The sequence below is a fragment of the Polaromonas sp. genome (assembly GCF_012927455.1).
GTDB lineage: Bacteria > Pseudomonadota > Gammaproteobacteria > Burkholderiales > Burkholderiaceae_C > Polaromonas.
This window is the reverse complement of record NZ_JABBPE010000018.1, coordinates 110,125-132,612: the sequence shown is the minus strand read 5'-3', so window position 1 is coordinate 132,612 and position 22,488 is coordinate 110,125. Positions and strand designations below refer to the sequence as shown.

19 protein-coding genes are annotated in these 22,488 nt (G+C 64.7%); 6 read left to right on the top strand and 13 right to left on the bottom strand.

Annotated elements, in window-relative coordinates:
* Nucleotides 1-118: 118 nt before the first annotated feature.
* The 3 genes from HHJ18_RS19005 (at nucleotide 119) to HHJ18_RS18995 (ending at nucleotide 2,877) form a co-directional block, all read left to right on the top strand.
* On the top strand, nucleotides 119-1,768 hold the full coding sequence (locus tag HHJ18_RS19005; protein WP_296917785.1) for an AAA family ATPase: 1,650 nt from the start codon (nucleotides 119-121) through the stop codon (nucleotides 1,766-1,768).
* Between the two features lie 4 nt (nucleotides 1,769-1,772).
* A complete protein-coding gene (locus tag HHJ18_RS19000) occupies nucleotides 1,773-2,465 on the top strand; it encodes a general secretion pathway protein GspB (protein ID WP_296917784.1) in 693 nt (230 codons plus the stop codon).
* Nucleotides 2,466-2,715: 250 nt separating this feature from the next.
* A complete protein-coding gene (locus tag HHJ18_RS18995; RefSeq protein ID WP_296917782.1) occupies nucleotides 2,716-2,877 on the top strand; it encodes a helix-turn-helix domain-containing protein in 162 nt (53 codons plus the stop codon).
* Nucleotides 2,878-2,914: 37 nt separating this feature from the next.
* Here the strand turns inward: HHJ18_RS18995 and HHJ18_RS18990 are convergent, their stop codons facing one another.
* Complete coding sequence (locus HHJ18_RS18990) at nucleotides 2,915-4,378, bottom strand: bifunctional aminoglycoside phosphotransferase/ATP-binding protein (protein WP_296917780.1); 1,464 nt, start codon at nucleotides 4,376-4,378, stop codon at nucleotides 2,915-2,917.
* A gap of 336 nt (nucleotides 4,379-4,714) precedes the next feature.
* Here HHJ18_RS18990 and HHJ18_RS18985 point away from each other — a divergent pair, with 336 nt between their 5' ends.
* Nucleotides 4,715-5,896, top strand: a complete 1,182-nt coding sequence (locus HHJ18_RS18985) for a fumarylacetoacetate hydrolase family protein (RefSeq protein WP_296917778.1) — start codon at nucleotides 4,715-4,717, stop codon at nucleotides 5,894-5,896.
* A 16-nt stretch (nucleotides 5,897-5,912) separates the two neighbouring features.
* Here the strand turns inward: HHJ18_RS18985 and HHJ18_RS18980 are convergent, their stop codons facing one another.
* From HHJ18_RS18980 to HHJ18_RS18965, 4 genes are read right to left on the bottom strand one after another with little or no spacing between them, the layout of a single operon-like run.
* Nucleotides 5,913-6,680: an ABC transporter permease gene (locus tag HHJ18_RS18980; RefSeq protein ID WP_296917776.1), complete on the bottom strand. Its 768-nt coding sequence runs from the start codon at nucleotides 6,678-6,680 to the stop codon at nucleotides 5,913-5,915.
* On the bottom strand, nucleotides 6,677-7,618 hold the full coding sequence (locus HHJ18_RS18975; RefSeq protein ID WP_296917774.1) for an ABC transporter ATP-binding protein: 942 nt from the start codon (nucleotides 7,616-7,618) through the stop codon (nucleotides 6,677-6,679). The genes HHJ18_RS18980 and HHJ18_RS18975 overlap by 4 nt, the downstream gene beginning before the upstream one ends.
* A 13-nt stretch (nucleotides 7,619-7,631) precedes the next feature.
* Nucleotides 7,632-8,831, bottom strand: coding sequence for an ABC transporter permease (locus HHJ18_RS18970; RefSeq protein ID WP_296917772.1), 1,200 nt, complete (start codon nucleotides 8,829-8,831; stop codon nucleotides 7,632-7,634).
* A 49-nt stretch (nucleotides 8,832-8,880) separates the two neighbouring features.
* Nucleotides 8,881-9,807 (bottom strand): ABC transporter substrate-binding protein, encoded by a 927-nt coding sequence (locus HHJ18_RS18965; protein WP_296917770.1) that lies wholly within the window; start codon nucleotides 9,805-9,807, stop codon nucleotides 8,881-8,883.
* A 242-nt stretch (nucleotides 9,808-10,049) separates the two neighbouring features.
* Between HHJ18_RS18965 and queC the strand changes: the two genes are divergently transcribed.
* A complete protein-coding gene (gene queC / locus HHJ18_RS18960) occupies nucleotides 10,050-10,790 on the top strand; it encodes a 7-cyano-7-deazaguanine synthase QueC (RefSeq protein WP_296917768.1) in 741 nt (246 codons plus the stop codon).
* 556 nt (nucleotides 10,791-11,346) lie between these two features.
* Here the strand turns inward: queC and HHJ18_RS18955 are convergent.
* From HHJ18_RS18955 to HHJ18_RS18940, 4 genes are read right to left on the bottom strand one after another with little or no spacing between them, the layout of a single operon-like run.
* Nucleotides 11,347-12,279, bottom strand: a complete 933-nt coding sequence (locus tag HHJ18_RS18955; RefSeq protein ID WP_296917766.1) for an isocitrate lyase/PEP mutase family protein — start codon at nucleotides 12,277-12,279, stop codon at nucleotides 11,347-11,349.
* Complete coding sequence (locus HHJ18_RS18950) at nucleotides 12,276-12,794, bottom strand: hypothetical protein (protein WP_296917764.1); 519 nt, start codon at nucleotides 12,792-12,794, stop codon at nucleotides 12,276-12,278. Before HHJ18_RS18950 ends, HHJ18_RS18955 begins: the two co-directional genes overlap by 4 nt.
* Complete coding sequence (locus HHJ18_RS18945) at nucleotides 12,787-14,073, bottom strand: 3-isopropylmalate dehydratase large subunit (RefSeq protein WP_296917763.1); 1,287 nt, start codon at nucleotides 14,071-14,073, stop codon at nucleotides 12,787-12,789. The genes HHJ18_RS18950 and HHJ18_RS18945 overlap by 8 nt, the downstream gene beginning before the upstream one ends.
* 52 nt (nucleotides 14,074-14,125) lie before the next feature.
* Nucleotides 14,126-15,106: a tripartite tricarboxylate transporter substrate binding protein gene (locus HHJ18_RS18940; RefSeq protein WP_296917762.1), complete on the bottom strand. Its 981-nt coding sequence runs from the start codon at nucleotides 15,104-15,106 to the stop codon at nucleotides 14,126-14,128.
* A gap of 210 nt (nucleotides 15,107-15,316) precedes the next feature.
* Between HHJ18_RS18940 and prpR the strand changes: the two genes are divergently transcribed.
* A complete protein-coding gene (gene prpR / locus HHJ18_RS18935; RefSeq protein WP_296917760.1) occupies nucleotides 15,317-17,284 on the top strand; it encodes a propionate catabolism operon regulatory protein PrpR in 1,968 nt (655 codons plus the stop codon).
* Between the two features lie 143 nt (nucleotides 17,285-17,427).
* Here the strand turns inward: prpR and HHJ18_RS18930 are convergent, their stop codons facing one another.
* Genes HHJ18_RS18930 through HHJ18_RS18915 form a run of 4 tightly spaced genes read right to left on the bottom strand, consistent with a single transcriptional unit; the run spans nucleotide 17,428 to nucleotide 22,480 of the window.
* Nucleotides 17,428-19,038, bottom strand: coding sequence for an MFS transporter (locus HHJ18_RS18930; RefSeq protein ID WP_296917759.1), 1,611 nt, complete (start codon nucleotides 19,036-19,038; stop codon nucleotides 17,428-17,430).
* Complete coding sequence (locus HHJ18_RS18925; protein ID WP_296917757.1) at nucleotides 19,031-20,896, bottom strand: ABC transporter ATP-binding protein/permease; 1,866 nt, start codon at nucleotides 20,894-20,896, stop codon at nucleotides 19,031-19,033. The genes HHJ18_RS18930 and HHJ18_RS18925 overlap by 8 nt, the downstream gene beginning before the upstream one ends.
* Nucleotides 20,897-20,921: 25 nt before the next feature.
* Nucleotides 20,922-21,893 (bottom strand): 5'-nucleotidase, encoded by a 972-nt coding sequence (locus HHJ18_RS18920; protein ID WP_296917755.1) that lies wholly within the window; start codon nucleotides 21,891-21,893, stop codon nucleotides 20,922-20,924.
* A gap of 26 nt (nucleotides 21,894-21,919) precedes the next feature.
* Complete coding sequence (locus tag HHJ18_RS18915; RefSeq protein WP_296917753.1) at nucleotides 21,920-22,480, bottom strand: histidine phosphatase family protein; 561 nt, start codon at nucleotides 22,478-22,480, stop codon at nucleotides 21,920-21,922.
* Nucleotides 22,481-22,488 lie beyond the last annotated feature (8 nt).

Here is a 22,488-nt window from a genome sequence, read left to right as displayed (position 1 = left end):
CCTTAACTTCCGAATAACACTGACTCAGTCTACCGAAATTCGTTCACCTGGCGGCATTCAGCCAGCGCGGCGCGCGTTTAGCAGCCCCCTTGACCACGGTGCGGTATCCTTGGCGCCCATGTACGCGGCATTTTTCGGCTTGACACAGCCGCCATTTTCGATCGCTCCCGATCCTCGATTGCTGTTTATGAGTGAACGGCATCGCGAGGCGCTGGCGCACCTGCTGTATGGGCTGGGCGGCGGTGGCGGGTTTGTGCTGCTGACCGGCGAGATTGGCGCCGGCAAAACTACCGTGTGCCGCTGCTTTCTGGAGCAGATCCCAGGCAACTGCAACGTCGCCTATATCTTCAATCCCAAGCTCACGGCGGTCGAGTTGCTGCAGTCGATTTGCGATGAGTTTCACGTCACGGTGCCGCAGAAATACCAGCTACCGCCTACTGTCAAGGACTACCTCGACCCGCTCAACGCCTTCTTGCTGCAGGCCCATGGCGCCGGGCAGAACAACGTGCTCATCATCGACGAGGCGCAAAACCTGTCGGCCGATGTGCTGGAGCAGTTGCGTCTGCTCACCAACCTGGAAACCAGCGAGCGCAAGCTGCTGCAAATTATCCTGATCGGCCAGCCCGAGCTGCGCACCATGCTGCAGCGGCCCGAACTGGAGCAACTGGCCGAGCGCGTGATTGCGCGTTACCACCTCGGTGCGCTGACCCAGCTAGAGACCGCGCAGTACATCCAGCACCGCCTCGAAGTGTCGGGTCTGACACACGCGCTGCCGTTTGACCGTAAGACCCTCGCCCGCATTCACCGGCTCGCGCGCGGCGTGCCACGACGCATCAATTTGTTGTGCGACCGGGCCTTGCTGGGCGCTTTCGCGGCGGGTCAGGCCAGCGTCAGCCGCGCCCTTGTAGATCAGGCGGCCGATGAGGTGTTTGTGCGGCCGGCGCGCGCACCGTCGCTTTTAGGGCGCAACATTGCACTGGTCGGCTTGGCTGTCGCAGCGGGCGCCGGACTGCTCGTCATCGCCCGTCTTGCGACGCAGGCTGCACGAGCCCCCGAACTCGCAGCTATAGCGCCAGCCGTTTCCGCTGCACCCGCTAATTCTGCGGTGGCGCCGACCCTGCGTGTGGCGTCCGCCCCAGCCGCCAACGCAAGCGTCACCCGGACAACTGCTACGCCAACGCCGCCCACGCTGCTGCGCGACCAAGGCCAGGCCTGGCGTGAACTGGCGCAGGCCTGGAAATTCACGCCGGGGGAGGGCGATCCTTGCCTGGCGATGGCGCGCGAGCAACTGCGATGTTTGCGCAGCAACACCGGCCTGGCGCTGATCCGCCAACTCGGTCGCCCCGGCATCGTCACGCTTGACCGCGAGAGCGCCACGCCGGCCTATGCCTTGCTAACCGCGCTAACCAGCGACAGCGCCACTTTGCGCGCCGGGGGCACCGAGCAGACGGTGACCCTGAGCGCGCTGGCCGCACGCTGGCAGGGCGACTTTTCCACAATCTGGCGTTCACCGGCTGGCTACACCGGCCCCCTCTCCGATGGCCAGGGCGGCCCGGTCATCGAATGGGTCGCTGCCCGGCTGGCTGAGGCAAACGGCACGGCGTTGGCGGCGGGCCGGCCCGTGCTGGACGACTCACTCAAAGCCCGGCTGCGCGCTTTTCAGCTGGCCCAGGGGCTGCCCGCCGACGGCCGCCTCGGGCCTATGACTTTCATGCAACTCAATCGTACGGCCGGCGTGCAAGAGCCGCGCCTTCGCACCGAGCCCTGACACCATGTCCTTGATTCTTGACGCACTCCGAAAGGCTGACGCCCAGCGCGAGCGCGACCCGGCGCGGGGCATTCATGCCCGGCCGGTGCAGGCGTCGTCGCAGCCCAGGCAGCCTGAAGGCCATCAGTACCGGCTTTGGTTGTGGGGCGCTGTGGCGGCCTTAGCTGCTGGTTTGCTGGCTCTGGTTGCCTGGCGGCTGGCTGGGCCTGCCGCACCGCCGGTCGCACGCTCTACACCCGTCGCGCTTTCCCCGGCGCCGGCCGCGCCCCTCCCGCTGCCCGCGCCGCTGGCAGCGTCTGCCGGGCCCGCGAACGAAGTGTTGCCAGTGGCACCGCCAGCGCCAGCAGTTCCGCCAGTGCGCGCGGCGACGCCAGCCGCGCCGGTGGTGGCGGCCGCGGCGCCGGTTCGGGAGGCGCCCAAGCCAGCTTTGCCCGCCTCTACGCCGGCGTCCGCGGCGGCGGCGCCTGACCGTGTGCTGACCGTCAACGAGTTGCCGGCCGATCTACAGCGTGACTTGCCCAAGCTGGTCATCAGCGCCGGCGTTTACTCCGACAACCCTGCGCAGCGCCTGCTCATCGTCAACGGCCAGGCGGTGGCCGAAGGTGCAGCGCCAGCCCCAGGCGTGCTACTGGAGCAGATTCGTCCCAGGACCGCTGTGCTGAAGTACCGCGGCTATCGCTATTCGATGGGCTATTGATTGGGCCGCCGCTGTGGTGCTGCACGTCGCGTCACCACGCCGGTAACCAGATCCCGCACGCGCGGGTCACACTGATGAAAACCGGTCGCCCGGCAAGCTGAGGAAATTCAATGGGGCGGTCAACCGGGCAGCCTCCCCACAAGATGTTTGGTCTGCTGCACGATAGTTGCAAAATGCTATTAAATTAATAGCTGCTTGCGCCCGTATTCATTGGGCTACAGCCGTATCTGCTTCTGGGGGCCCGGCGCTGATGCAGGTGCAGCGTCTGATGGCGCGTGGCTATTCGGCCAGGGATTTCCATCTGCGGGTGTCGCGCGCAGAAATCGGCCGTTATCTGGGCATGTCACTGGAAACAATTAGCCGGACCTTCCCGGCTTTCGGGCTGCAGCGCCTGCTTGACGTAAACGAGTGACACAAACGCATTGAAGGCTCGCTTTCCGCTTTCCGCTTTACGCCTTCGTCGGCAGTGGCACGCACGGGTACACCAATGCGCGCTCGTCGTCAGTCAGTGGCTCAAGCTGCGCGCGCAAAAGCTCAAGCGCCGCGGCATCTGCCTCGGACGCATCGCCTCGACGCGCCAGCAGACGCGTTTGCAGCAGCGCCAGCGGCGCCTCGCAGGCCACAATGGAAAAGGGTACACCGAGTTCTCGCGCGAGTGTGTGGGCTTGGGCCCGCTCCGCGCGACGCAGAAACGCGGCATCGAGGATCACCGGGTAGCCGGCCTGCAGCGCGCTGCGCGCCGTCGCGAAAAGTTGGCGGTAAGTGCGCGCCGTGGCGTCGGCGCCGTACAGGTCCAGGCCCTTGCTGCGCGAATCCTCCAGCATGCCCAGCCCGAACAGGCGCTTGCGCTCGACATCCGAGCGCAGCCGCAGCGCGCCCAGCTGCTCCAGCAGGCCTTGCGAGGCAAAGGTTTTGCCCGACCCCGGCAGGCCATGCGTGATCAAAAGCCGCGGCTCGCCCGGCCGCGTCCAGTTCAGCGCCGTTTTCAGGTAGTGCCGTGCGGCTGCGCTGTCCGGCTTGCGCAGATGTTCCACCTGGGCCCGCACCAGTGCGCGGTAGACCACCGAAAAGCGCAGTGCGGGGAGGCTGCCGTGGTCGCCAGTCCGGTCAAGCCAGCCGTTCAGAAAACGAAACGCAAAGTCGTTGCGGCCGCTGGCAGAGAAGTCCATCACGACGAAAGCTGCGTCGTCCAGCACGTCGATCCAGCGCAGCGCCGGATCGAACTCGATGCAGTCGAAGGCCGCCACCTGGCCGTCCAGGCTCAGCACATTGGCCAGATGCAGGTCGCCATGGCATTCGCGGACGTGGCCGTCTGCCCGGCGCGCCGACCACAAGGGCGCCAGCCGGTCAGCCTCGGCTTGCAGCCAGGTCCGCAGCAAGGCGTGCTCGCCGTCGTTGTTGCCGGCCAATGGCCGCGTGCCGTCGCACGCCGCCAGCGCGCTGCCGCGCCGCCGTTCGACCGTGGCGAAGCCGTCCACCGCATCGGCGCGCGGAGCAAGCGCATGAAAGCCGGCCAGCAGCGCGGCCAGCTGGTCGGCGTCGCCGGCGTGCAGCGTGCCTGCGGCGAGTTGCTCGCTGAACAGCGCGCCCGGCGCGAAGCGGCGCATGCGCACCGCGTACTCCAGCACCGGCCCCGGGCCGTCGAGCCCGGGCGCCTGCGGTGTACCGGTGATGCGCGTGACGCCAAGGTACAGCGACGGCGCAAGACTTTGGTTCAGGCGCAGCTCCTCTTCACAGAAATGCTGCCGAGTTGCCAACGTGCTGTAGTCGACGAAGGGCAGCCGCACAGCTTTTTTGATCTTGTAGGCGATGTCGCCCGCTAACAGCACCCAGGAGATGTGCGTCTCGATCATCTGGGCGCCTAGCGTGCGGGCCAAGGTGCCAGCGAGGACGGCATTAACAGTGGTTTGCATGCTTTCAGGGTAAACCACAGCGGTGATCTGGCGCTTGATAACCATCAAGCCGTATTCGGGCGAGGACTTGCTTTACCAGGTTTGCAACCCCGCCATCGCTGCGTCAGCCCACAAAAAAATGTGCTTTCATGTTGTGACACTTTCGGGTCGCAGTAAATAGAGTGGGGATGAGAGGAGGGTGGCGCGGGCAATGTCAGGCAAGTCCTCATACCGGTATGTGAATCCGCGCGGGTGCTCATCATCAACGTCTTATTGCTGCCGCGTTAGTATGGGTGGCCCCAGCATTCTTGAACCCCCTTTTACACGGCATCAGTCACGGCGAAGTGCCGCATCCACATGAAAAATTCCCTGACCCTGCTTGCCTCCTTGCCGGTTGACGAAGCTGCCGCACTGCTGATCGGCCGGGTCTGGATAGACGGCAGCGGGCCGGTGCTGGTGCTGGTTACTGCCGCTGGCGTGTTCGACCTGTCCAGCGTGGCGCCAACCGCCAGCCAGCTGCTGGAATTGCCGGCGCCGGCACAGGCGGTGCGCGCCGCCGCGCCGGCGCTGCCGCGGCTGGCGAGTACCGACTGCGTGCTGGCCAATTCGGCGGCGGATGTGCGCAAGCCCGGCCTACCCTGGCTGCTAGCGCCCTGCGATCTGCAGGCCATCAAGGCTGCGGGCGTTACCTTTGTCGCGTCCATGCTCGAGCGGGTCATTGAAGAGCAGGCCGGCGGGGACGCCAGCAAGGCCGAAGCGGTGCGTGCCGCCGTGGTCGGCGTGATTGGCGACAACCTGGGCAGCGTCAAGCCGGGCTCGCCCGAGGCGGCGCAACTCAAGGAGGTGCTGATCGCCCAGGGTGTCTGGTCGCAGTACCTGGAGGTCGGCATCGGCCCCGACGCGGAGATCTTTACAAAGAGCCAGCCGCTGAGTGCCGTGGGCACCGGCGCCGAAGTCGGCCTGCACCCGCACAGCCGCTGGAACAACCCCGAACCGGAAATCGTGCTGGCCGTCAATTCGCGCGGCGAGGTGCAGGGCGCCACACTGGGCAACGATGTCAACTTGCGCGACTTTGAAGGGCGCAGCGCGCTGCTGTTAGGCAAGGCCAAGGACAACAACGCCTCGTGCGCGATTGGTCCGTTGATCCGACTGTTTGACGAATACTTCACCATCGACCATGTGCGCATGAGCGATTTGACGATGACGGTGACTGGCCCCGAGGGCTTTGAAATGACGGGCGGCAGCTCGCTGAGCATGATCAGCCGCGACCCGCTCGATCTGGTGGCCCAGGCGATAGGCGCCAACCACCAGTACCCCGACGGCTTCATGCTGTTTTTGGGCACCATGTTTGCGCCCACGCAAGACCGCCACGGTCCCGGCCAGGGCTTCACCCATGTGGTGGGCGACGTGGTGACGGTGTCCACGCCGCAGCTCGGCAGCCTGGTCAACCGCGTCACCACTTCGGACCAGGCCGCGCCCTGGACGTTTGGCCTGGCGGCGCTGATGCAAAGCCTGGCGCGACGCGGCCTGCTCAAATAAAAAACTCCTCACTGCGCTACGCCGCCTGCCAGCGTGCCAGCCGGCGCTCGACCCGTTCGAAAGCCAGGTCGGTCACCACCGCCAGCATGCCGACCAGCACCGCCCCCTGAATCACGTAGGCGGTGTTGAAGCCGCTCAGGCCCACGATGATGGGCAGGCCCAGCGTTTTGGCGCCAACTGTCGAGGCAATCGCGGCGGTGCCAATATTGATGATGACCGAGGTGCGCACGCCCGCCAAAATGACTGGGGCCGCCAGCGGCAGTTCGATGTACCGCAGCCTCTGCCACGCGCTCATTCCCAGGCCTTCGGCGGCTTCGCGCGCCGCTGCGGGCACGGCTTCGATGCCGGCCAGCGTGCCTTGCAACACCGGCAGCAGGCCGTACAGCGCCAGTGCGATCAGCGCCGGCGCCTCGCCAAAACCCACCAGCGGCACCGCCACGGCCAGTACTGCTACCGGCGGAAAGGTTTGCCCGACCGCCACCAGCGTTTCGATCAGCGGGCGAAACTCGCGCCCGCTTGCGCGGGTGGCAAAAATCCCCGCGGCAACGCCCACGATGACGGAAAAACCGCTGGACAGCACCACGATTTTCAGGTGTGCCAGCGTCAATCCCAAAAAGCTGTCCTGCTGATACACCGGCCGCTCCAGCGCCGGAAACAGCGCTGCAAACAGCGGTTTAAGCCAGCTGATGCCAAATACCAGTAGCAGCAGCGCGACCAGTGCCCACCACAAAGGATCGCGTGACCAGCGCTGTCGCCGGCTCTTTGGCGGCGCGGCGCTGCTCATGCGTGCCGGCCCAGCAGATCATGCAAGTCAATCGAGCCAATGCGTTGCCCCGCGCCATCGACGACGGCAAGGCGATCAACCCGGCGCGACAGGAAAACCGAGAGTGCCTCGCGCAAGCTTAGGCTGTCCAAAATGGGCTCGCCATCGGTCGGACTGCCCCGGGTGTCAGCCCGGATATGGTCGGCCACCCGCTGCAGCCCCAGCAGCTTGATGCCGACATCGCCGCGGCCAAAAAAATCCGTCACAAAGTCGTTGGCCGGGCTTGAAAGCATCTGCAGTGGCGTGCCGCTTTGCACCACGCGCCCGTGATCGAGCAGCACGATGCGCGTGGCCAGGCTAAGCGCCTCGTCAATGTCATGCGTCACCAGCACGATGGTCTTGCCCGATGCCTGGTGAATGCGCGCAATCTCCCCCTGCAGCGCGGCGCGTGTGACCGGGTCGAGCGCGCCAAAAGGCTCGTCCATCAGCAAGATCTCCGGGTCGCCCGCCAGCGCCCGCGCCACGCCCACGCGCTGCTGCTGACCGCCCGAAAGCTGGTGCGGGTAGCGCGTGCGGTACAGCGCCGGGTCCAGTTGCAGCAGCGTCATCAGCTCGGTGACGCGGCCCGCAATGCGCGCCTGGGGCCATTGCAGCAGCGCCGGCACGGTGGCAATGTTTTTTTCCACCGTCCAGTGCGGAAACAGGCCGACCGACTGGATGGCATAACCCATGCGGCGCCGGATGTCTTCGGGCCGAAAGCTGCGGATCTCGTCGCCGGCAAAAACAATGCGCCCGCTGTCGTGCTCGACCAGCCGGTTCATCATCTTGAGCAGGGTGGACTTGCCCGACCCCGAACTGCCCAGAATCACAGTGAACTCGCCGCGCGCAATGCCGAGCGAGAGGTCATCGATGACCGTCAGGCCGGCAAAGGCCTTGCTGACATGGTGCAGTTCAATCATTAAATTTTCGTCATTAAAATTTAGGCGCCAGCAGCAGCGTGACGGCCCTGAGCACGGCGTCCACCGCCAGCGCCAAGGCCACCACCGGCACCACACCGAGCAACACCAGATCGAGTGCGCCGCTGAGCAGGCCCTGGAACATCAGGGTGCCAAAACCGCCGGCACCAATCAGCGCCGCCACCATCGCCAGCCCGATGACCTGTACCGTGGCCACGCGCAGCCCCGAAAGAAAAATCGGCAGCGCCAGCGGCAGCTCAACCTTCCAGAAAATCTGCGGCCTGGTCAGGCCCATGCCCAGCGCGGCATCAATCACCGGCTGCGGCACCTGGCCCAGGCCGGCGGCGGTGCTGCGCACGATCGGCAGCAGCGAGTACAGCGTCAGGGCAATCACCGCCGGCGCCAGGCCGATGCCCTTGATGCCCCACTGCGCCAGCAGGGGCACGCCGGCTGCCAGCAAGGCCAGCGGCGCCATCAGCAGACCAAACAGCGCTATCGACGGCACGGTTTGAATGATGTTGAGGACGGCAAACAGCGGCGCGCGCACTGCCCGCCCGCGCGCCCTGACAGCAGCAATGCCCAGCGGCACGCCAATCAGCAGTGCCGGCAGCAGGCTGGCCAGCACAAGCTGCAGATGCTGCAGCAGGGCCGCATTGAAGATGCTTTCGCGGTTGGCATATTCCTTGAGCAGCGACAGCTGGCCGAGCGTACCCGCCGCCAGCAGTGCCAGCACTGGCGCGATGACGGTTGCGCTGGCGAGCAGGCGCCAAACCGGTTTCAAGGCCAGCCGCCCAATGGCGTCAGCGGCCACCAGCCAGCTCAGCGCTGCCAGCAACCAGAAAGCGCCGCCGAAAGAGGTGCGCGCAATACTGGACGCGCCAGCCGAGCCGGCCAGCCGATTCGCGTGGCTGGCCGCCAAGCCCACCAGTCCCATCAGCAACAGCGTGGCCGCCACGCCCAGCAGCGCATGCGCGGCGCGCGTCGGGCGCATGAAGACGCCCGCGACCAGCAGCAGCGCGGGTAGCAGTGTCAGCAAAAGAAACACGCCGTGAGCCGCTTGCAGACCGTCCAAGCTGCTGACGATTTCTGCCAGCGAAATGGCCGTGCCCGTGACCAGCCGGTTCGGCGCGTGTGTCAAAAAAGCCAGACCCAGCGCCGCTGCCAGGCCCGCCAGCAACAGCACGCCCAGCACGCGGTTTTTGACCCAGGCGCTCACCGCACGGCCGGCGGGATATATCCGAGTGGTGCCGCAGCGGCAAGGCACGTCACTTGATAAAACCTTTTGCCCTCAAATAGTCGGCCGACACCTTTTTGGCGTCCTGCCCCTCCACCGCTATTTTTGCGTTAAGCGCCTGCAGCGTCGGCGTATCCAGGGTCTTGAACACCGGCGCCAGTACGTCCTTGATCTTGGGATACTGGGCCAGCGTTTCGGCCCGCAGCACCGGCGCCGGCGCGTAGATCGGCTGGATGCCCTTGGGGTCCGCCAACACCACCAGTCCCAAAGCGGCAATGGCGCCGTCGGTGCCGTAAGCCATGGCGGCGTTGACGCCAGAGGTCTGCTCGGCCGCGGCCTTGATGGTGACCGTGGTGTCGCCGCCGGCCAGCGTCAGCAGCTGGTCCTGATTGAGCTTGAAGCCGTAGGCCGTCTGGAAAGCCGGCAGCGCATCGGTGCGCTCGACAAATTCAGCCGACGCCGCCAGCTTGAACTTGCCGCCGCCAGACAGCCACTTGCCCAGGTCGGCCAGCGAATTGACCTTGTTTTTGACCGCTACATCCTTGCGCAGCGCAATCGCCCAGGTGTTATTGGCCGGGGACGGCTCCAGCCAGACGATTTTGTTTTTCTCGGCATCGAGCTTTTTGATCAGCTCGTAGCCGGCTTTGGCGTTTTTCCAGGCCGGGTTCTTTTCATCCGAAAAGAAAAACGCGCCGTTACCGGTGTACTCCGAGTAAAGGTCAATCTCGCCGGCGGTGATGGCGCCGCGCATGATCTTGGTGTTGCCCAGCTGCACCTTGTTTTCGGTCTTGATGCCGTTGGCCTCCAGCAGCTGAATCATCATGTTGCCCAGCAACGAGCCCTCGGTGTCTATTTTTGACGAGACCCGCACGGGCGTTTGTGCCAGGGCCGAGCCCGCTGCAAAAAGAAAAACCGGGATGCAGCGAAACAGCCAGCGACGTGAAATAACGGTAATCATGGGATGCCTTTCAAAGAAGGTTGAGGGCGCTTTGCAGGCAGTGGCAAACGGAAGTCTTCATGCCCGGCAAAACCATCGTTCTTTCAGTTTATAGCGTGAATCCGCAGGCGGTACAGTACGCGCAAGCGCAAGGCCTGCATTTGTCTCGACCTCAGACCGTTTGTTGCCAGCTACGGCAGGGCCAGCCGGCGCCACTTTGCCAAGCGACAATACGGTTTAGTTTCCAGCCTTTTTTAGTTTCCATGAACACACCCGCAGCCACTTCCTTGCCCCAGCGCGCCCACAGCGCCGCCCTGGTGTTGTTTTCCGGCGGGCAGGACTCCACCACCTGCCTGGCGCAGGCGCTTTCCAAGTACGAGCGCGTCGAAACCATCGCCTTTGACTACGGCCAGCGCCACAAGGTCGAGCTGCAGGCGCGTCTGAATGTGCTGCGCGAAATCAAGACGCTGTTCCCGCATTGGGCGGCCAGGCTGGGGCAGGACCATCTGCTCGATCTGGCGGTGCTGGGCCAGGTCAGCGAAAGCTCGCTGACGCGCGACATGGCCTTCAAGATGGAGGGCTCCGGACTGCCCAACACCTTTGTGCCGGGGCGCAACCTGCTGTTCTTGACACTGGCGGCCGCGCTCGCCTACCGGCGCGACCTGCAGGTGCTGGTCACCGGCGTCTGCGAGACCGATTTCTCGGGCTACCCCGACTGCCGCGACGACACCATGAAGGCGATGCAGCTGGCCTTGTCGCTGGGCATGGACAAACGCTTTCTGATCGAGACGCCGCTAATGTGGATCGACAAATCCGAGACCTGGGCGATGGCCCATGCACTCGGCGGTCAGCCGCTGGTGGCGCTGATCATCGAGCACACCCACACCTGCTACCTGGGTGACCGGGTGCACCGGCATGCGTGGGGCTATGGCTGTGGACAATGCCCGGCTTGCGAATTGCGGGCGCGCGGGCATGCGCGCTACCTGTTGACGAATCAAGCCTGAAAAGTCAATGAAGGTGCCCACAATCATTGCCCACAGGTCGCTCCGGCGCAGGCGCGAATCCGGGCTCATCAGCGCGAGAAGGGCTGCGACGTAGCGGTCTGGTCTGCTGCGGATGGAAGGTCCGGCCGGCCTGGCTCCGGTCAGCAGCTGTAGAGGTTGAATGCCGCTATTGTTTTGGTAGCATTCATCTATATAGCCATTGGCGTGGTGGCCATTTTTAGATGGAAACTGCATTTCTGCCCTGGCGACCTGCCGGAGACGCTATTCCGGCAATCCTTGCTTAAGAAGGGCTGCCTACCAAGGGCATTCAGGCTTGTCTGCACTCCGGCTGGCGTAGCCTTCAAGTCTGCATTGCTCCCTTCGGTGCAACGTGATTTGTTACATGCAACAAGTCCGCACTTGCCAATTGATCAGGCAGACAAGCCATTTTTCTCACATCGGCGGGCCGGCCGTTTTCGACGGCGCCGCAGCCACTACATCGGGCCACAACTCTGCCATGCAGAATCCGGCTCACGCAGCCCTTCTTGCAAACGCTCTGATGGCGCTTGGTCCGGCCTTACTCCGGAAAGCGCGCCTCCCAGCCCTCTACCTCTGGCAACCCCAGGCAATCGCTGTACTCCTGGCCGCTGAGCATGCGGGGCTGCAGGGCCCGGGTGTTTCCGTCCTGCTTCAAATGCTGCAGCGCGTCGCGCATGGCGTAGCCCAGCGTGTTGCGCAGGAGGGCCGGGTAGATGGCCAGCGCAATGCCGTGGCGGTGCAGCTGCTCGCTGTGCAAATCCGCCAGCGGGCCGCCGGCGTCGATGTTGACCATGCACGGAATCGAGACGGCATCAGCGACGCGTCGAATGTCTTCCAGGATGCCCGCATGGCCCTTGAGCTCGACAAACACCGCGCCCGCCCCGACGCGCTCAAAAGCCTGCGCCCGTCGTATCGCCTCAGCCACACCGCAGGATGCGGCGCTGTCGGTGCGCCCGATGATGACAAAATCCGGGTCGTTGCGCGCCGACACTGCCGCCGCTATCTTGGCCACTGCCGCTGCAAACGGCAACACTTCGCGCGCACCGGGCAACTGCGCGCAGCGTTTGGGCGAGAGCTGGTCTTCGATGTGGATGGCAGCCACGCCGGCCGCTTCAAACTCCTGCACCGTGCGCCGCACGGCGACGATGCCGCCATAGCCGGTGTCGGCATCGCAGATCAGCGGAATGTCGATGCACGCGGCGACGTTCCTGGCGTGGCCCGCCATCAGTGACAAATCCACCAGTCCGACGTCGGGTCGGCCCAGCAGGCACGCTGACACGCCGTTGCCGGTCATGTAGGCCGCTTCAAAGCCGGACTGCGCCAGCATGCGCGCGCCGTAGCCGTCGTAAATGCCCGGTGCCACTAGCGCGGGCCCGTTGCGCCCGGCGTGGGCCAGGCGCTGCCGCAGGGCTTGCCGCAGGCGGCTGGCGCGGCTGCCGGACAGCGTGCTCGTGTTGGGGGTCGCGCTCATGCGGGTAACTCCCAGTTGGGGTATTTGGCCAAAAATGGAATCAGCCCGCCTTCGCGCAGGATGGCGCGAATGGCCGTCGGCAGCGCCGGCAGGAGGCGCGTGATCTGCTGCCCGGCCACCGTCAAGACCTGGCCGCCGAGGTCCAGCAGCAGCGCTTCGCCGTCAGCGATGCCGCGGGTGTCGCACTCCAGCACCGGCAGGCCGTTGTTGATGGCGTTGCGAAAAAACTGTCGCCCGAAAGACGGCGCCACAATCGCAGCCACGCCCATGCGGCGCAGGATGTGTACCGCCTGCTCGCGCGAAGAATTGATGCCGAAATGCTTGCCCGCTACGATCACGCCGCCGGACCTAAACCCGGCGGCAAAGCCTGGGGCCACGGCCTCGAAGGCCTGCGCCGCAATATAGGCTTCGTCTTTGCCCGGCAGGTATTTGCCCGAGCAATTGAGGTCGGTGTTGACGTCGTCGCCAAGCAAAAAAGCGCGGCCCTGGATGGAGTCGTTTGAACTGTCAAGCATGTGATGCCTCCCATTGACCACCAGCTACAGTGCGCGGGTCGGTGATGCAGCCGGTCAGCGCCGAGGCCGCCACGGTGGCGGCCGAACCGAGCCAGATCTCGGCGTCGTGGTTGCCCAGTCGGCCTTTGAAGTTGCGGTTGGCGCTGGAGATCACCACCTCACGGTCGCCTGGAATCAGGTGGTTGGTGATGCCGACGCAGGTACCGCAGCCTGCGGCCTCGACCGATGCGCCGGCTTCGGTCAATATCTCGAACAAGCCTTCGCGCAGGGCGGCCAGATAAATCTGGCGCGAGGCCGGTGTAACGATCATGCGCACGCCTTTGGCCAGGTGCCGGCCTTTCAATACGGCGGCGGCCTGTCGAATGTCATCGAGCCGCCCGTTGGTGCAAGTGCCAATCAGGGCAAAGTTGATCTTCTGCCCGACCACTTCAGAAGCCGGCACCACGTCGTCTACCGCATGCCGGCGCGCGACCTGGGGCGTCAGCGCCGAGGCGTCAATTTCAATACGTTCTGCATAGATGGCGTTGGCGTCGGCCGTCACCGGCTGCGGTGCCCTGGCACCGTGTGCTGCCAGCCAGGCGAAGGTTTTGTCGTCGGCCTCCAGCAGCGCGGCCTTGGCACCCAGTTCGGCCGCGTGGTTGGCCAGCGTCATGCGGTCGTCAATTTGCATCGCGCTGACTGCAGCGCCGACATATTCAATCGCGCGGTAGTTCAGGCCCTCGGCGCCAAATCGGCCCAGCATGTAAAGCGTCAGGTCCTTGGCCCAGACGCCGGGCTGCAGCCGGCCATTCAGCTGCACCCGCACCGATTCGGGCACACGCAGCCAGATCTTGCCGGTGGCCATCACGGCGCTCACGTCAGAGCCCTCGATGCCGGTGCCAAAGGTATTGAACGCGCCATAGGTGGTTGAATGCGTGTCGGTGCCGACGATCAGGTCACCGCAGGTCAGGTGCCCACCCTCGGGTAGCACCTGGTGGCAAATGCCGTCGCCAATGTCATACAGCACGCTGCCGTGCTCATCGGCAAAGCGCCGCATGGCGCTGTGCGTCTGCGCCGCCTCCACCGTTGGCGGTGGCGAGAAGTGGTCCAGCACCCAGGCGGTTTTGGCCGCGAAGGGCAGGCGCTGCGCGCCCATCTTGTCGACCATGCGTAAGGTGTTGGGCGCTCTGGCGTCATGGACCATGGCGAAGTCAACCTTGGCAATAACGATGTCACCGGACCGCACATGGGTCAGGCCCGCGTGCCTGGCCAGGATTTTTTCTGCAATCGTTGCGTTCATGAGGTGGATGTGTGAAAGAACCGGAGAAGGAATTGTTCTGCCATGTGCGCGGCTATTCGCCCTTGAGCCCGGCTTTGCGCACCAAACTGCCCCACTTATCGCTTTCGGTGCGGATGAAGCGGGCCGCTTCGTCGGACGTGGAGGGCATCGGGTCGAGTCCCAGCTTGCGTAGCTGGGCAACGACGCCCGGATCGGTCAGCGTTGCGACGATGGCGGCATTGAGGCGCTGGATGACCTCCGCCGGCGTGCGCTGCGGCGCCACGAATGCGTACCAGTTCGTCGTCTCGAAGCCGGGAAAACCCGACTCCGCAATCGTCGGCACCTGGGGCAGGACTTCCAGGCGCTTGCTGCCGGTGGTGGCCAGTGGACGCAGTTTTCCGGCCTGAATGAACTGCAAGGCATCCGTCGGGCTTGAGAAAATGGACTGCAGCACACCGCCCAGCAAGTCGTTCATGGCCGGCCCGCCGCCGCGGTAGGCGACATGCTGGTTGCGCAGCCCCGCGGCTGATTTCAGCAGTTCGCCGGCCAGGTGGCCGCTACTGCCTATGCCCGAGGAGCCGAAGGACAGCGGGGAATTGACCGCCTTGCCCTGGCGCACATAGTCATCCAGCGAGCGGATCGGACTGCTGGCATTCACCACCAGGATATTGCTGAACACCACGGCCATCGACAGGGCGACCATGTCGGTCACCGGGTTGTAGCTAAGCTTGTTCAGGTGCTGGTTGACCGCCAGCGAACCGATGGTGCCGAGCATCACGGTGTAGCCATCCGCAGGGGCTTTGATCAGGTAGTCGGAGGCGATATTGCCCCCGGCGCCGGGGCGGTTGTCGATGACTATGCTTTGCTTGAGCAACTCGGACATGCGGGGAGCCAGAATGCGCATCACGGTGTCGGAACTGCCACCGGCCGCAAAGCCCACCACGACCTTGATCGGTCGGTTGGGGTAGGCGTCCGCGTCCGCTGCTGAAGTGGACAAGCTGACAAGCGAAAGTGCGGCGCAGAACGCCGCTGCGAAGCGTCGACGAATATTCATGGCATGTGTCTCCTGGTCTTTTGATCGAAGCGCGGAAATGCTGCGCAAGCAATCAGTTAGCAATGCGCGTGCCACATCTCTTTGTTAAAACGGCCGCAGCCAGGAGCTATTGATTTCAAAGGTCTTTTTATCTGCGGGTAGATTTTTGCTTGGTTTATAGTTCATTAATTATTTCATTATTGAAATAGTATATTTTCAAAGTTGAAATTTATGGAAAATAACCTTATTACGTCCGGCCTGGGCCAGTCAGCCAGTCCGGGTCTCCTTGTCGATCGGTCGCGGCCGGTCATATGGGCCGTCAGTGGGCACCGGCTGGTGGACACCTTTCGGGCCATTGGCCACGACTTTGACGCCCGTGCGCGCATCGAGGTCGCGCACACGGCTTTTGATCCTGCTCTGGCTGCGCTGCGCCAGCAGATTGCGCAGCGGGCCTGCGATGTGGTGGTCGCTTCGGGCTCGAACGGCGCCTACCTGCGCAGCCATCTTGCGGTGCCGGTCGTTTTGGTCAAGGTGGGCGGTTACGACCTCATGACGGCGCTGTGCAACGCGCGCGCCCTTTCCAGCCGGATTGCCGTGGTGCTGCACCGAGCGGTGTCCCCGGAGCTGCGCCGCTTTGCCGAGCGCTTTGGTATCGGACTCGAATTTCGTTCCTACGAGACTGCCGATGACGCCCTCTACCGGATTCAGGAACTCGCCGCCCTGGGTGTCGAGGTGGTGGTGGGCGCCGGCATGGTGGCAGATCTGGCGCAGCGGGCTGGGCTAGCCGGCGTCTTCCTTTACTCCGCCGACTCGGTGCGCAACGCCCTGGAAGACGCCCTGGCCATTGCGCTGGCGCAGCGCGAGGAAAAATCGCGGCGCACCCAGCTCGATTCGGTGGTGCGCCATCTTAGTGATGGCGTGGTGGCGATTGACATGGCCGGCCGCATCACCACCCTCAATCCCGCCGCTGCCCGGCTGGTGAGCCGCTCCGTCGACGGCGCCCTGGGTATACCGTTGCAGCAGATTTTTGTGGGCCTTGAGCCCGGTGCGGTGCTGACGCAGGGCCAGGCCGAACTGGGCCGGGTCGATGAACTGCTGGGGCGCTCGCTGGTCGTCGACTGCGTGCCGCTGCACGACGCCGGCAGGCAGACCGGCGCCGTATTTACCCTGCACGCGCCGGGACCGCTGGAGAGCGCTGTCGGCAGGCTGCGGGCGCACAGCCACCGCCGGTCGCGCTCGGCGCGCTACTCGCTCGACCAGCTGGTGGCCGTCTCGCCCGCCATGAGCGAGCTGGTGCGGCGCTGCCAGGTGCTGGCCCGCTACAGCGACGCCACGGTGCTGATCCAGGGTGAAAGCGGCTCCGGCAAGGAGGTGGTGGCCCAGGGCATTCACTCGTCGAGCCGGCGCTGCCAGCAGCCCTTCGTCGCCACCAACTGCGGTGCCTTTCCCGCAAGCCTGCTGGAGAGCGAGCTTTTTGGCTATGAGGAAGGTGCTTTCACAGGTGCGCGCCGGCACGGCAAAGCCGGCCTGTTCGAGGCGGCCAATGGTGGCACCTTGTTTCTCGACGAGATCGGCGAGATGCCGCTGCTGCTGCAGACCCGGCTGCTGCGAGCCTTGCAGGAGAAAGAGATCACCCGCGTCGGCGGGCTGGACGCTATTCCCGTAGATGTGCGTATCGTCGCCGCCACCCATCGCGACCTGTTCGCCATGGTCGGCCAGGGGGCTTTTCGGGAGGATCTGTTTTACCGCCTGCACATCTTGCAGGTGGTGGTGCCGCCGCTGCGCGAACGCCCGCAGGATGTAGAGGCGTTGGCCGCGCGGCTGATCCCGGCAGCGCTAGAGCGTGCCGGGGTGGGCGAACTTGCCGCGCCCATCCTGCGCAATGCGTTGCCGGCGCTGCGCGGCCACGCCTGGCCGGGCAATGTGCGGGAGCTCGAAAACGTCGCTGAGCGCATCGCTATGGCCTGCCTTCTGGCTGGCGCTGCACCCGCGCCCGAGGAGATTGCCGCGCTGCTCGGTCATGCCAGTGCCAGCGCGACGCCAGCGCCGGCCGTGCTGGTCGCTTCGCTTCCCGTATTGCGCCGGCAACATGAAGCGCAGCGCGCGCATGCCGCGCTGAAGGCCTCGGGCGGCGATCGGGATGCCGCGGCGTTGGCGCTGGGTATCAGCCGCACGACGCTTTGGCGCAAACTTCGGTAAGGGGCACAGCGTCGGACGGGGGGCTGAAGACCTATTTGAAGGCGATATTCCTAGCTCGCCAGGTTTTGCAGTCAGTCTGCCAGCCGCCGCCTTTTCACTTCTTGCCTGCTGCCCCCCCCCCCGGCAGTTGAAGCCTTTCAGCGCTAAACCCGCACAGCCCCTTCCACCACGCAGCGCGTCACCAGCGGCGGCCCGTCGCCGAGATGAAAAGCCAGCTTGCGCTCGCGCAGCGCCACGTCGCTGGCCGTCACGCGGTCAAAACGCCGCAGGTGTTCGGTCCATGACTCGTCGACAATTTGCTCAATGAAGCGACCGGGCTGGTTCACGTCGCGCAGCAACTCCCACTCCAGCGCCCCCTGGCGCAGGCGGCTGCGCCGGCTCTCCTGCATCAGGGCGCGAAAGTCGTCGGCGCGCGCCGGATCGATCAGGTATTCAATCGTCACCACCATATTGCCCACGCCGGGCGGCGCGTTGGCCACCGGCGCCTTGAATTCGCGTGACGGCGTCAGGTCTTCCTCGATGCTCAGGTCGCGAACCAAGTACTGCGCCAGCAGCATGCTGACGCTGCCGCTCAGCGCCGCCACCTGCAGGCCGGTCGAGACGCTGGTGAGCGTGGCGATCTGGCCCCACAGGGCCGCGCCCAGCGCGCTGGCGCCCATGATGGCCATCTGGAAGGTCGACATGCCGCGCGCCCGCACCCAGTCAGGCAGCGACAGCTGGGCCGACACGCTGAGCGAATTGGCGCAGGTGATCCAGGCCATGCCGCTGAGCAGCATGGCCGGCACGGCGACGTAGACATTCGGTGCAAAGGCCATCACGGCGGTGGAGGCCGACTGCAGCAAGGTGGCGCGCAGCACCAGCGTGTCGCGCGTCATCATCTGGCGCAGACGCGGCAGATACATCGCGGCAACGATGGCGCCTGAACCCATGGCGGCCAGCAGCAGCGTGAAGGTCCCGGCATCGCCGCCCTGCAAGCCGCGCGCCACCAGCGGCAGCAGCGCCAGCAGGGCGGTTGAATGCAGGAAAAACAGCGCCACGCGCAGCAACACCGCACGCAGCCGCGCCGACTGGCGGACAAACTGCAGCCCGACGCGCATGGCGCTGAGCAGGCGTTCGCGGCCCAGCGGGCTGGGCACATGGTCGCGCCGCCAGCGCATGATGACAAAGCCCGAAACCACCGACAACGCGGCATTGAGAACGAACACCCAGGCGGTGCCGGCGCTGGCAATCAGCGCGCCGGCCACCAGCGGGCCGACGATGCGCGACGCGTTCATGGCAATGCCGTTCAAGGCCAGCGCCGCCGGCAGTTGCGCGCGCGCCACCAGCTCGGGCACGATGGCGGAAAACACCGGCCAGCGCATCGCCAGGCCGACGCCGTTGGCAAAGGTCAGCGCCAGCAGCAGTGCCGGCGTCATGGCGCCCGAGAGTACGGCGATGCACAGCAGCGTGGCCACCGCGGCGACCCAGAACTGCGTCACGATGAAGTAGCGCCGGCGGTCCAGAATGTCGGCCAGCGCGCCGCTCGGCAAACCGAGCAGGAACACTGGCAGGGTAGAGGCCGACTGCACCAGCGCCACCCAGATCGGCGTGGTGGTCATCGAAGTCATCAGCCAGGCGGCGGCCACATCGTTCATCCACATGCAGATGTTGGCGACCAGCCAGGTGCCCCACAGCAAGCGGAACACCGGGGACTTGAGCGGCCCCCAGGCCGAGAAGTCATGGAGTGCCGCGGGCTTGACCGCTTCTTTAGGCATTCAGCGGCCTTGCTGCTTCCTGAGGATTCTGGATAGGGCTTTCACGGACCCGGTACAGCGCGGGCGCGCCTTCCGGCAGTTTTTCCAGCTCCCACAGCTTGCTGTGAAACGCTGCTGCGTTGGGGCGGTGCGTGATGGAGACCAGGCTGCCATGCGCTTTTGAAACCAGTGCCAGCAGCTTTTCATACAGCGTTTTTTCGGCCACGTCGTCCAGCGCGCTGGTCGCTTCGTCGGCAAAAATCCAGGCGGGTTGCTTCAGCAGCACGCGGGCAATCGCCAGGCGCTGCTGTTCGCCGCCCGACAGCTTCTGGCTCCAGGCGTCCTGCTCGTCGAGCCGTCTGGCCAGCTGCGGCAGCAGCGCGTCAGTCAGGGCCTGGCGCAGTGCTTCGTCGCTGTACTGCGTCGCCGGCTGTGGGTAGGCCAGCGCGGCGCGCAGCGTGCCGTCGGGAAAGTAGGGGCGCTGCGGAATGAACATGGCGTTGTCGGGTAAATGCGTTTGCCCGCTGGAGAAGGGCCAGATGCCCGCCAGCGCGCGGAACAGCGTGGACTTGCCACTGCCCGACGGGCCTTTAAGCAGCACGCTTTCGCCCGGGCCGGCCTGCAGCGACAGATCGCTCAGCAGGGTTGCGCCAGTGGGCAGCTTCAGGCTCAGGCCGCTGGCCGCCAGAGCGTCGGCACCGGCCAGTGGATGGCTGTTGTTTGCTATCAAATTGCTAGCTGCTTGCGCCCGTCCCTGTTGGGCTAGAGCGCTTATATTGTCCTCAAAGCTGGTCAGGCGGTCGGTCGTGGCGCGCCATGCCGCCAGGGCGCTGTAGTTGTCGACCAGCCAGCTCAGCGAGTCCTGCACGCGGCCAAAGGCGGAAGAAATCTGCATCAGCTCGCCGAGCTGGATGGCGCCGCTGAAAAAGCGCGGCGCCGCGACGATAAAGGGAAACACCACGGCGGCCTGGCCAAAAAAGTTGGTAAACCAGACCAGGTTCTTCTGCGCCTTGATCAGCTTGAGGTAGTTGGCCAGCACGGCGGAAAAGCGTGTGTCCAGGTGGGCGCGCTCGACCGCTTCGCCTTTGTCCAACGCAATCGATTCGCTGTATTCGCGCACCCGCACCATGTGGTGGCGAAAGTCAGCTTCCACCTGCTGCTGCTGGAAATTGAGCCTGATTTGCGGGCGGCCGATGTAGTGGGTGATGACGCTGCCGACCACGCAATAAAGCACCGCCATCCAGACCATGAAGCCCGGAATGCTGTAGCTGGCGCCGCCCAGCGTGAAGGCGAAAGCGCCCGACAGCGACCACAGGATGCCGACAAAACTCACCAGCGTGACGACGGCGTTCAAGAGGCCCATGCTGAGCGAAATGCTGTAGCTGGTAAATAGGTTGATGTCTTCCTGAATGCGCTGGTCCGGGTTGTCGGGCGTCTGGGCTTGTGTTTTTTGGGCTTCTTTTCCATCACCGGTAAAGCGCGCCAGCTCCAGCTGGTAGAAGGCGTGGTCGGCCAGCCAGCGCTGCAGGTAATGCGTCGTCATCCAGGCGCGCCAGCGCACTTCCAGCAGTTGCGTCAGGTAAAAGCGGTAGACCGCGATGATGATGAAGCCGAAGGCCAGGTAGGTGAAGCGCCCCAGCTGCGTCCAGAACACCGCCGCATCCTTGTTTTGCAGCGCGTCGTAAAACACCCGGTTCCAGTCGTTGATCAGCACCAGCATGTAGACCGCGCCCAGGTTTAGCGCCACGATGGCCAGCAGCAGGCCGCGCGCCTTCCATTTGTCTTCTGACCGGAAGTAGGGCGCCGACAGGGCCCAGACACGGGCGCTGAACTGCCTGAAGGCTGCGAATTTGTGGGCGGTGCGTAAAGCGAGGGTCATTCAGGGCTCTTTTGGAAAATTCAGATCAGCGGATCAGCGGGTTGGACACGCCGCTGGCGACATGGCCAGAGGGGACATGGCGGGCCGCCGAATCGACATGACCGGTCTGGTCGTCGAAGAAAAAATCGGGCTCGAATTCACGCAAAAACTCGCCCTTGGCCAGGCCGCCCAAAAACATCGCCTCATCGACCTCGATGTTCCAGTCCATCAGCGTGCGGATGGCGCGCTCGTGCGCCGGCGCGCTGCGCGCGGTAACCAGCGCGGTGCGAATGCGCATGCGCGAGGTGCCGGCTTGCTGCAGCCGCTGCAGGGCTTCGAGCAGCGGCTTGAACGGGCCGGCCAGCAGCGGCTGCGCTGCCTTGTCGCTTTCGTGCTGCTGAAAGGCGCTCAGGCCCTGCAACTGGAAGACGCGCTCGGCCTCGTCTGAAAACAGCACGGCATCGCCGTCAAACGCAATGCGCACTTCGTGCGGGTGCGCGTCGCTGGCGCGCATCGAATGCGGGTAAACCTGCGCGGCCGGAACGCCGGCGGCCAGGGCCTCGCGCACGTCGCTCAGGTGCGTCGATAAAAACAGGTTAGCGTGCAGCGGTTTCAGGTAGCGCCAAGGCGCCTCGCCGCGGTTGAAGGTGCCACGCTCTATCTTTAGGCCGTAGTGCTTGGCTGAGCGAAAAACCCGCATGCCCGAGACCGGGTCGTTGCGCGACAGGATCACCACTTCGACGCGCTGACTGGGCGCGGCCGGGCTGGTGCTCTGGTCCAGCGCTTCGGGCGCGTCATTGAAGGCCAGCAATTTCTTGATCAATGAAAACGCCACGCCAGGCTTGGCCGGCACGTCCAGCCGGTCGAGCTGCAGCTTCATGTAAGCCGCATCCTTTTTGGCGCCAGGCACGGGGGCTTGCGCCAGCCCGGCCTCGAACACCAGGTTCTCTTCCTCAAAATCAAACAGGGCGCGCGAGGAGATCGCCACCACCAGTTGACCATCGAGATTTGCTGCCATGCGTTGCCCTTTTGCGGTGTCTGGATTCAGGGATTCAAGTTCAGTGACAGCCATTGTCCATATTTCGGCGCGTTGAGCGGCCACTGATCCGCACGCTCAATCTGCCGCACGCCTTGCGCCAGCAGATGCACCGCCCGTATCACCCCGGCATGGGTGATCCACAGCGTGTCGCCAGGATCCTGTTGATCCTGCAGCGCATCGAAAGCCGAGCCGACGCGCGCCATGAACGCCCGCACGCTCTCGCCGTGCCGGCCCACGACGTAGTGGGCAAAGTCGCTGGTCCAGGCTTGCAGCTCGGCCTGGCTAATCGCCTGCCAGGCGCGGCCTTCCCACTCGCCAAAATCCATTTCTGCCAGCCGAGCGTCGGTTGTACAGGTTAAATCAGGCCGCAGCCCAAGCAGGACGTGCGCCAGCTGCTCACATCTTTGTAGCGGCGAGGTGATGACGCGGGTGCCGGCTGGAAGTTGCGCGGCGAGCTTTTGGGCGCATTCGGCGGTGGCACCGGCGTCGGCCGCGACATCGAGTTGGCCGTAGCAGATGCCGCTTTCAATCAGCGGCTGCGCATGGCGGACCAGCCAGAGTTTCATGAGGTGGC